Annotated in this window: 9 protein-coding genes; 7 read left to right on the forward strand and 2 right to left on the reverse strand. The window is 70.1% G+C overall.

The genetic code is table 11. The features are described 5' to 3' along the window. A partial coding sequence (locus ACM2XV_RS09320; RefSeq protein WP_487026732.1) for a permease prefix domain 1-containing protein occupies positions 1 to 373 on the reverse strand: 373 nt, incomplete at its 3' end. Then, a complete protein-coding gene (locus tag ACM2XV_RS09325) occupies positions 370 to 744 on the reverse strand; it encodes a PadR family transcriptional regulator (RefSeq protein ID WP_487026733.1) in 375 nt (124 codons plus the stop codon). The genes ACM2XV_RS09320 and ACM2XV_RS09325, both read right to left, overlap by 4 nt. 246 nt (positions 745 to 990) lie before the next feature. On the opposite strand from ACM2XV_RS09325, the gene dnaK reads away from it, so the two are divergent. The 7 genes from dnaK to ACM2XV_RS09360 all read left to right on the forward strand — a co-directional run bounded on the left by dnaK (position 991) and on the right by ACM2XV_RS09360 (position 9556). After that, a complete protein-coding gene (gene dnaK, locus ACM2XV_RS09330; protein ID WP_487026734.1) occupies positions 991 to 2856 on the forward strand; it encodes a molecular chaperone DnaK in 1866 nt (621 codons plus the stop codon). A gap of 4 nt (positions 2857 to 2860) precedes the next feature. Then, on the forward strand, positions 2861 to 3547 hold the full coding sequence (locus tag ACM2XV_RS09335; RefSeq protein ID WP_487026735.1) for a nucleotide exchange factor GrpE: 687 nt from the start codon (positions 2861 to 2863) through the stop codon (positions 3545 to 3547). 124 nt (positions 3548 to 3671) lie between these two features. After that, a complete protein-coding gene (locus tag ACM2XV_RS09340) occupies positions 3672 to 4670 on the forward strand; it encodes a DnaJ C-terminal domain-containing protein (protein WP_487026736.1) in 999 nt (332 codons plus the stop codon). A gap of 23 nt (positions 4671 to 4693) precedes the next feature. Further along, complete coding sequence (locus ACM2XV_RS09345; RefSeq protein ID WP_344777205.1) at positions 4694 to 5119, forward strand: heat shock protein transcriptional repressor HspR; 426 nt, start codon at positions 4694 to 4696, stop codon at positions 5117 to 5119. Between the two features lie 88 nt (positions 5120 to 5207). Further along, positions 5208 to 5687: a hypothetical protein gene (locus ACM2XV_RS09350; protein WP_344777203.1), complete on the forward strand. Its 480-nt coding sequence runs from the start codon at positions 5208 to 5210 to the stop codon at positions 5685 to 5687. A gap of 21 nt (positions 5688 to 5708) precedes the next feature. Further along, positions 5709 to 6191 carry a hypothetical protein gene (locus ACM2XV_RS09355; protein ID WP_344777201.1) on the forward strand — a complete coding sequence of 161 codons (483 nt, stop codon included), beginning with the start codon at positions 5709 to 5711 and terminating at the stop codon, positions 6189 to 6191. A 41-nt stretch (positions 6192 to 6232) separates the two neighbouring features. Continuing rightward, entirely contained in the window at positions 6233 to 9556 is a 3324-nt protein-coding gene (locus ACM2XV_RS09360) for a DEAD/DEAH box helicase (RefSeq protein WP_487026737.1), read from the forward strand. Positions 9557 to 9616: the final 60 nt, after the last annotated feature.

A 9616-nucleotide genomic window follows, 5' to 3' on the forward strand; every position in this document is an offset into this window, starting at 1 on the left:
GCAGCCAGGGGAGCTTGGCGAGCAGCGCAGCGAGCACGGCGAAGGCGAGCATGATCACCCCGCCGTCGAGCCGCCGCGGCCGCGCGGGCGACCCGGCCACCACGAGCTGCTTCCAGAGCCGCCGCGAGTTCTCGCGGGCGTACTCCCCCGCGATCTCGTCCTGCCGGCCCATGCGCTTGACCGCGATCAGCACGGCTTCGTCGGCGTCGAGACCCGCCGCACGCAGGGCGTCGATCTGGCTGCGCAGGTGGTCCTCGAGCTCGTCGGCGTCGCCGTCGGACAGCGAGCCCCGAGACACGAGGTATGCCCGCCACGAGGCGATGGCCGACTCGGGGTCGAGCGCGTCGACCCGGCCGGTGTCGCCCCGGCTCATCGCGCGACCGCCGTCGCTGGGGCGAACGCGGGCCACAGCCGGCCGCCGGCGCCGAAGGCGTGCGCCAGGGTGTTGACCGCGGTGCTCCACTGCTTGCGGTGCTCGGCGAGCTCGGCGCGGCCGGCATCCGTGATCGCGTAGTAGCGGCGCTTGCGGCCGCTCTCGGCCAGCCCCCAGTGCGAGGCCACGAGCTCGGCGCCTTCGAGCCGGTGCAGCAGCGGATAGAGCAGCCCGTCGGTCCACTCGATCTCGCCGTCGGAGAGCTCGCGCACCCGCGCGATGATCGCGTAGCCGTAGCTCTCGCCCTCGCTGAGAATCGCGAGCACGAGCGGGGCGGATGTCGCCGCCATCAGATCCTTCGCCAGTCGCATGCGCGCCTCCTGTTCTTCGCACACCATACCTCGCAGATCTAGGTATGGGAAGAATCGGCGGCCCTGAGAAGTTGATACGAGCAGACTCAAGTTTTCGAGGCTGTGATTGCGCAGGCATCCGCCCCTCGATAAAGTTGAGTCCGGGCGGCTCAAGCCAGTCGCCCACGCGAACTTCTGGTTTCGAGACGCGCGCTCCGCAAGCTCCGCGCGTTCCTCGACCAACGTGAAAGAGAGAGGGCCAACAACATGGCACGTGCAGTAGGTATCGACCTCGGAACCACCAACTCCGTGGTCGCCGTTCTCGAGGGTGGCGAGCCGACCGTCATCGCGAACGCGGAGGGCTTCCGCACCACCCCGTCGGTCGTCGCGTACACGAAGGACGGCGAGGTGCTCGTCGGCGAGACCGCCAAGCGCCAGGCCGTGACCAACGTCGACCGCACCATCTCCTCCGTCAAGCGCCACATGGGCACCGACTGGAAGAAGGAGATCGACGGCAAGCAGTACACCCCGCAGGAGATCTCGGCGCGCATCCTCGCCAAGCTCAAGCGCGACGCCGAGCAGTACCTCGGCGACACGGTCACCGACGCCGTCATCACGGTTCCCGCCTACTTCAACGACGCCGAGCGCCAGGCCACGAAGGAGGCCGGCGAGATCGCGGGCCTCAACGTGCTGCGCATCATCAACGAGCCGACCGCTGCGGCGCTCGCCTACGGCCTCGACAAGGGCAAGGAGGACGAGCTCATCCTCGTCTTCGACCTGGGTGGCGGCACCTTCGACGTCTCGCTGCTCGAGGTCGGCAAGGACGAGGACTTCTCGACCATCCAGGTGCGCGCGACCGCCGGCGACAACCGCCTCGGCGGCGACGACTGGGACCAGCGCATCGTCGACCACCTGATCAAGAAGTTCAAGGAGTCGACCGGCGTCGACGTCGCGAACGACAAGATCGCGCTCCAGCGCCTCAAGGAGGCCGCGGAGCAGGCGAAGAAGGAGCTCAGCTCCTCGATGTCGACGAGCATCCAGCTGCCCTACCTGTCGCTCACCGAGAACGGCCCGGCCAACCTCGACGAGACCCTGACCCGCGCGCAGTTCGAGCAGATGACCAGCGACCTGCTCGACCGCACGAAGAAGCCGTTCCAGGACGTCATCAAGGAGGCCGGCATCAAGGTCTCCGACATCGCGCACGTCGTGCTCGTCGGCGGCTCGACCCGCATGCCCGCGGTCAGCGAGCTCGTCAAGCAGGAGACCGGCGGCAAGGAGCCCAACAAGGGCGTCAACCCCGACGAGGTCGTCGCCGTCGGCGCCGCTCTGCAGGCGGGCGTCCTCAAGGGCGAGCGCAAGGACGTGTTGCTCATCGACGTCACCCCCCTGAGCCTCGGCATCGAGACCAAGGGCGGCATCATGACCAAGCTCATCGAGCGCAACACTGCCATCCCGACCAAGCGCAGCGAGACCTTCACCACGGCCGACGACAACCAGCCGTCCGTGGCCATCCAGGTCTTCCAGGGCGAGCGCGACTTCACGCGCGACAACAAGGCGCTCGGCACCTTCGAGCTGACCGGCATCGCGCCCGCGCCCCGCGGCGTCCCCCAGATCGAGGTCACCTTCGACATCGACGCCAACGGCATCGTGCACGTGTCCGCGAAGGACAAGGGCACCGGCAAGGAGCAGTCGATGACCATCACCGGCGGCTCGTCGCTGCCGAAGGAGGACATCGAGCGCATGGTCAAGGAGGCCGAGGAGCACGCCGCCGAGGACAAGCGCCGCCGCGAGTCCGCCGAGGTGCGCAACTCGGCCGAGCAGCTCGTCTACTCGATCGAGAAGCTCATCAAGGACAACGAGGACAAGCTGCCCGAGGACGTCAAGTCCGACGTCCAGGGCGATGTCGACGCGCTCAAGACCGCGCTCGCCGGCGAGGACGACGAGGCCGTGAAGACCGCGTTCGAGAAGCTCTCGCAGAGCCAGCAGAAGCTGGGCGAGGCGATCTACGCGTCGGGCCAGGCCGAGCAGGCCGCCGGTGCGCAGGGCGAGAGCGCGGATGCCTCCGCCGACGGCGCCTCCGACGAGGACGTGGTCGACGCCGAGGTCGTCGACGACGAGGACGAGAAGAAGTAAGGCGATGACGGACGAGAACAGCGACAAGCACGAACAGCGCGAGGAGCCGATCGTCCGCGACAAGCGGCGCATCGACCCCGAGACCGGGAAGCTGCGCCAGCCGGAAGCCGCCGAGGGGGGCGAGGCCGACGCCTCGTCCCCTGAGGGGGCCGCAGCCGACGGCTCTGCCGGTTCGGCAGGCGATCAGCAGGAAGGCGCAGGCGGCACCGAGAACGGCGACGACGAGCTGTTCGTCGAGGACATCCTCGCGGCCGCCGAGGCCGAGGAATCCGACCCGAGCGCCGAGCACCTCGCGGACCTCAAGCGGGTGACCGCCGAGTACGCGAACTACCGCCGCCGCACCGAGAGCGAGCGCGAGCAGGTGCGCGAGCGCGCCGTGCGCGACGCGGTCAAGGTGCTGCTGCCCGTGCTCGACGACCTCGACCGTGCCCAGAAGCACGGCGACCTCGAGGGCGAGGGCGCGTTCCAGACCATCGCGGCCAAGCTGCGCGGCGCCGTCGACAAGCTCGGCGTCAAGCCGTTCGGCGAGGTCGGCGAGGTCTTCGACCCGCAGAAGCACGAGGCGATCTTCCAGCAGCCCACCCCCGGCGCGACCGAGACGACCGTTCTCGACGTGGTCGAGACCGGCTACACCGTGGGCTCGACCCTCGTGCGCGTGGCGCGCGTGGTCGTCGCCACCCCATCCGAATAACCACTCACCCGGTGGTCGAGTAGCGAGCGCAGCGAGCGTATCGAGACCCTTCTCACGCAGGAAAAAGTCTCGGTACGGTCGCAGAGCGACCTACTCGACCATCGGTACTCATCAAGGAGGCGCGTTGGCCAGTCAGGACTGGTTCGACAAGGACTTCTACAAGGTGCTCGGCGTCAGCAAAGACGCGTCAGAGGCCGAGCTGAAGAAGACCTATCGCAAGCTCGCGCGGCAGTACCACCCCGATTCGAACCCCGGGGATGCCGCAGCTGAGGCGCGCTTCAAGGAGATCAGCGAGGCGTACTCGGTGCTGTCAGACAAGGACCAGCGCGCGGAGTACGACCAGATCCGTGCCATGGGGTCCGGGGCGCGGTTCACCGCTCCCGGCTCCGGCGGCGCGGGCGGCTTCGAGGATGTCTTCGGCTCGATGTTCGGCGGCGGCGCCGGCCCGGGCCGCACGGGCGGCTTCAGCTATCAGACCGGCGGGGCCGACTACGACGACCTGCTCGGCGGGCTGTTCGGCGGCGGCCGCTTCGGCCAGACGTCCGGTGGCTTCCGCGGCTACGGCGGCCCGACCCGCGGCCAGAACCTCGAGGCGTCGACGACGCTCGACTTCCTCGCCGCCACGCGCGGCGAGACGCTCAGCCTGAGCGGAGCCGGCGGCAAGCCGATCAAGGTGAAGATCCCCGCCGGGGTCTCCGACGGGCAGAAGATCCGTCTGCGCGGTCGCGGTTACCCGAGCCCCGACGGCGGCGAGGCCGGCGACCTGATCCTCCATGTGAGCGTGCGCAAGCATCCGGTCTTCGAGCGCGACGGGCTCAACCTGCGCGTCAACGTTCCGGTGACCTTCGTCGAGGCCGCGCTCGGCGCGACGATCGAGGTGCCGACGCTCGAGGGCGCGCCCGTGAAGCTCAAGGTCGCCCCCGGCACGCCCTCTGGCCGCGTGCTGCGCGTCAAGGGCCGCGGCGTGAAGACCGACAAGGGCACGGGCGATCTGCTCGCCGTCGTGCAGGTGGCCGTGCCGTCGCACCTGTCGGCCGAGGCCGAGAACGCGCTGCTCGAGTTCGCGAGCAAGCTTCCGAAGGAGAATCCGCGCGAAGACCTGCTCGCGCGGGCGCGTGATTGAGTGAAGTAACCAAGGTGCACGAAATGGACGTCGATCAGGACACTCCGCTGTTCGCGATCGCCGCTGCGGCGGAGCTCGCGGAGCTGCATCCCCAGACCCTGCGCCAGTACGATCGCCTCGGCCTCGTCGAGCCGACCCGCACCGCGGGCAAGTCGCGCAGGTACTCGCTGCGCGACGTTGCGCAGCTGCGCGAGATCGCCCGGCTCTCGGCCGAGGGCGTCTCGCTCGAGGGCATCCGCCGCGTCCTCTCGCTCGAGAACGAGGTGCGCGCGCTGCAGCAGCGGGTGCGCGAGCTCGAGTCGACGCTGGCCGACGCCCTGATGCAGCGGCCGGGCCGCCGCGTCTTCGCCTCCGGCCTCACCGGCGAGGTCGTGCCGATGCGCGCGGGCACGCGCACCGAGCGCCGCGACCAGGTGGTCGTGTGGCGCCCGTGGGGCCCGCTGGACTGACCCGCCCGCCTGCTCGCGAGCCCGCCCGCGCGGCGTTGTGCGCAGCGTGCGGATGCCGGGCCACGGCGGCGACCGCTAGGGTCGCCTCATGACCGACGCCGCCGACGATGACGAGTTCTACCGCGCCCTCGCCACCCTGCCGTCGGTCTATCTCCACCCCGTGGCGAACGCGCGCGGCGTGCGATCGACGTGGACATCGGTGATGGGCCCGCGCCTCGCGCGCAAGTATGCGCGGATGCCGCTCTTCTTCGGCCTCGCCATCCAGTTCTATGTGTGGGGATTCATCGGCGGCGTCGTCCTCGTCGTGGCCGGTTCCTTCGCCATCGGCAACCGCGCAGGCATACCGATCGGCGTGGCCGCCGGACTGCTCGCGATCTTCACCGGGCTCGTGCTCTATTACGTGGGCCTCGCCTCACGGCGCGGGGCCGTCACCGAGCTGCTCGCGCACCTGCGCACGGTGAATCCGCGGGCGTCGCGCGGCGAGCTGCACGAGTACCTCGACTATGACCCGAGCAGGCTGCGCGCGATCGCACAGGCGAACCCCGAGGTCTTCCCGCCGCGCGGCTGATGTCGTCGATAGAGTCGCGGCATGACGGATTCCGCGCCGGGGGGCGCGCGACCAGAACCCGCGGCAGGGCAGCCGACGATCTTCCGCCTGTTCTTCGTCACCACGTGGCAGAACGCTCGCGACAGGCGACGGCACTGGGCGCCGTACTTCGGCGATCGTCTCGCGCGGCGCTACGGGCGCGGGGCGATCCTCGCCGGGCTGGCGGGGCAGTTCTTCATCTGGGGAACGGCGGTCGGTGTCGTGCTCGTCGTCATCGGCCTCATCGCATGGGGCGGCCCCGGCATCGGGGCATTCTTCGGCACGATGCTGCTGCTGACCGGCGTCGTTCTCTACTACTGCTCGCTCGGCGCCGAGCGGGGCGCGAAGCGCCGCATGTGGCGGCTCGTGCGCACGGTCGAGCCCGCCACGACGTACGCGGCGTTCGCCAACGTGCTCGAATACCGCCCGGGCGCGGTCATGCAGCTCGCGCGTGAGCACCCCGAGGTCTTCCCGCCGCGACGCTGACGCCCGGCGCAGTGTCGGCGGCGCGTGCCAGCATGGTGGGCGTGCCTGGCTCCGAGCGACTCCCCGCCGTCGCGCTCAGCTATGTGCGCGACTTCGTCGGCGAGGGGGCGCTCGAGCGTGCCCGCCCGTACGCGCGCGACGGGTCCATTCATCGACTCGCCTGGGATGCCGGCCAGCGGGTGCTCGAGGGAACGGTCGCCGGCTCCGAAGAGACGCCGTACCGGTGCGAGGTCTTCCTGACCGAGCAGGCCGGCCGCTGGCATCCGATCTCATCGACCTGCACGTGCTTCATCGGCACGCGCTGCAAGCACGCGGCGGCACTGCTGCTGGCGAGCGCCGAACGTGCGCGCGAGCTGCCGGCCGCACGCAATCCGCTGCAGCCCGCAGTGCCGCCGGGCACCGCCGCGGCGTCTCCCCCGCCTCGCGCGCCCGAGTGGCGCCGCATCCTCTCGGGCGCGGCGGCCGGTTCGGAAGCCGTCGCGCACCCGCCGAGCTCCGCGCGCGTCCCCCCGCTCGCGCTGCAGTTCGAGGTGCGCGAGCGCGTGCGCCGCAGTCTGGGCCGGTGGGGGCATGCCAATGAGACCACCCAGGCGGCCACCGCGAAGTCGAGCGGGTTGCTCGTCGTCACGATGCGCATCGCCACCCCCGGCGCACGCGGCTGGGTCGCCGCCGACACCGACTGGTCGAAGATCGGCTATGACCTGTCCGGCTACCGCTTCGACCCGCACCAGGCCCGCTGGTTCGGCGAGTTCGCTGCGCTCGCGCGCGCCAGCCAGCCTCGCTACATCGGGCAGGACGCGAAGCGGCTCGTGCTCGACGAGTTCGAGAGCCCGCTGCTGTGGAGCCTGTTTGATGACGCCCGTACGCGCGGCATCGAGCTGGTCGGCCTGAACGGGTCGGTCGCACGCGCGGGGGCCGCCGAGCTCGTCGGCCGCCTCGAAGAGCGTGCGCGCACGCACGACCTGCGGCTGCGCGCCGGCGCGCGCTTCGACGGTGTCGAGCTGCCGTCCGACGCGGCGGCCACGGTCGCCGCCATCGGCAGGCACGGTCTGGTCGCCGTCGAGTGGCTCGGCCTCAAAGAGCCGCTCGTGCGGCTCGGCCCGCTGCAGCACCCGCTCGGCGCCGAGGCGAAGGCGCTGCTCGACGCGGGCGAGCTCGTGATTCCGGCCGACGACCGCGACGAGTTCTTCGCCGATTTCTATCCGCGTCTCACGGGGGTCGCCTTCGACGGCGGCGACACCGTCGAGCTTCCCGTGCTCGAACCGCCGACACTGGTGCTGACGCTCACCTTCGGGCCCGACCACGCGTTGCGGGTCGACTGGGAGTGGCAGGCCGAGACGAGAGATGTCGGGCTGGTGGCCGCCGTCGCCCACGAGGTGCGCCGAGTGCTGAGCTCAGGCGGCAAGCCGCTGGTCGACTACCCGGAACCGGCCGAGCTGCATGAGTTCGACGCGGCCGACTTCATCGAGCGCGTCGTGCCCGAGCTCGAGCAGATCGACGCGCTCCGCATCGAGACGGTGGGTGAGCGCCCCGACTACCGCGAGCTCACCGAAGCGCCGACGTTCAGCGTGCGCGCGATCGAGACCGACGAGCGCGATTGGCTCGACCTGGGGTTCACCGTGCAGATCGGCGACCACGTGGTGCCGTTCGGGCCCCTGTTCACAGCGCTGTCGAACGGCAGCTCGCGCCTGATGCTCGTCGACGGCAGCCACCTGAGCCTCGCGCGACCCGAGTTCGACCGGCTGCGCGAGCTGATCGCCGAGGCGGGCGAGCTGAAGGAATGGGAGTCGGGCGCGCTCTCGCTGCATCGCACGCAGGTCGAGCTGTGGCGGGACTTCGAAGACCTGGCCGACTCGTCCGAGGCGACGCGCGCCTGGCAGGAACAGGTGAGGGCGTTGACGGATGCCCCACCGGCGGCGCCCCCGGTGCCGGCCGGTCTCACCGCCGAGCTGCGCGAGTACCAGCTCGCCGGGTTCTCGTGGCTCGCCTACCTCTACGAGCACGGGCTCGGCGGCGTCCTCGCCGACGACATGGGCCTCGGGAAGACGCTGCAGACGCTCGCGCTGATGCTGCACTCGCGTGCGGCGCCGTGGCTCGTCGTCGCGCCGGCATCCGTCGTCTCGAACTGGGTCGCAGAGGCCGCCCGGTTCGCGCCCGGTCTGCGTGTGGCATCCGTCACCCGCACTCAGTTGCGCGCCGCCCACAAGCTGGCAGACCTCGCGAAGGCGAACGACGTCGTCGTGATGTCCTACAACCTGTTCCGGCTCGACTTCGACGACGTCGAAGACGTGCGCTGGGCGGGTCTCGTGCTCGACGAGGCGCAGTTCGTCAAGAACCATCGCAGTCGGGCGCACGAGTGCGCGAAGGCGGTCGATGCCCCGTTCAAGCTGGCGATCACGGGAACCCCCCTCGAGAACAACGTGCTCGAGCTGTGGTCGATCCTCGACATCGTCGCGCCGGGGCTGTTCCCGAGTCTCAGGCGCTTCACCGAGCAGTACGTGCGCCCCCTGTCGCACGTGCGCGGGCCCGACGCGGTGCCTGCCGGCATCAGTGCGGCCGATGCGCAGCGCGTGATCGCGAAGCTGCGCCGACGGGTGCGGCCTTTCCTGCTGCGGCGCACGAAGGCGCTCGTCGCACCCGAGCTGCCGCCCAAGCAGGAGCAGGTGATCAGGGTCGAGCTCTCGCCCCGGCACCGCCGGCTCTACGAGCAGTTCCTGCAGCGCGAGCGGCAGAAGCTGCTCGGGCTCGTGAAGGAAGACCTCGACCGTCAGAGGTTCATCCTGTTCCGCTCGCTCACGCTGCTGCGCATGCTCGCCCTCGACCCCGCGCTGATCGACGAGCAATACGAGGGAGTGCCAGGCGCCAAGCTCGACGCCCTGCTCGAGAACCTCGACGAGGTCGTCGCCGAAGGCCACCGCGCTCTCGTGTTCAGCCAGTTCACGTCCTATCTGCACCGCGTCGAGGCCCGGCTCGCCGAGACGGGCATCGACTACGAGTACCTCGACGGCTCGACGACGAATCGCGCAGAGGTGATCGCGCGTTTCAAGAGCGGCGCCGCGCCGGTCTTCCTCATCTCGCTCAAGGCCGGTGGCTTCGGCATCAACCTCACCGAGGCCGACTACGTGTTCCTGCTCGACCCGTGGTGGAACCCGGCGTCAGAGGCGCAGGCGGTCGACCGGGCCCACCGCATCGGGCAGTCGGCTGCGGTCAACGTGTACCGGCTCGTCGCCGATGGCACCATCGAAGACAAGGTGATGAAGCTGCGCGACGAGAAGGCCGAGCTGTTCGGGCAGGTGCTCGACGACGACGGCACCTTCAGCGAGCTGCTCACCGCTGACGACATCACGGGGCTGCTCGAGCTGTGAGCGGCATCGATCTGGGCGCCCTGCGCCGCTGGCCCGACGTCGAGGCACCGAACCTCGTTG

The sequence above is a fragment of the Gryllotalpicola sp. CP2-P1 genome (assembly GCF_057512245.1).

Bases quoted from the DNA above. Each gene is read 5' to 3' on its own strand.
- ACM2XV_RS09355 (WP_344777201.1), top strand. From the start codon at position 5,709: ATGACGGATTCCGCGCCGGGGGGCGCGCGACCAGAACCCGCGGCAGGG.
- dnaK (WP_487026734.1), top strand. From the start codon at position 991: ATGGCACGTGCAGTAGGTATCGACCTCGGAACCACCAACTCCGTGGTC.
- ACM2XV_RS09345 (WP_344777205.1), top strand. From the start codon at position 4,694: ATGGACGTCGATCAGGACACTCCGCTGTTCGCGATCGCCGCTGCGGCG.
- ACM2XV_RS09325 (WP_487026733.1), bottom strand. From the start codon at position 744: ATGCGACTGGCGAAGGATCTGATGGCGGCGACATCCGCCCCGCTCGTG.
- ACM2XV_RS09350 (WP_344777203.1), top strand. From the start codon at position 5,208: ATGACCGACGCCGCCGACGATGACGAGTTCTACCGCGCCCTCGCCACC.
- ACM2XV_RS09335 (WP_487026735.1), top strand. From the start codon at position 2,861: ATGACGGACGAGAACAGCGACAAGCACGAACAGCGCGAGGAGCCGATC.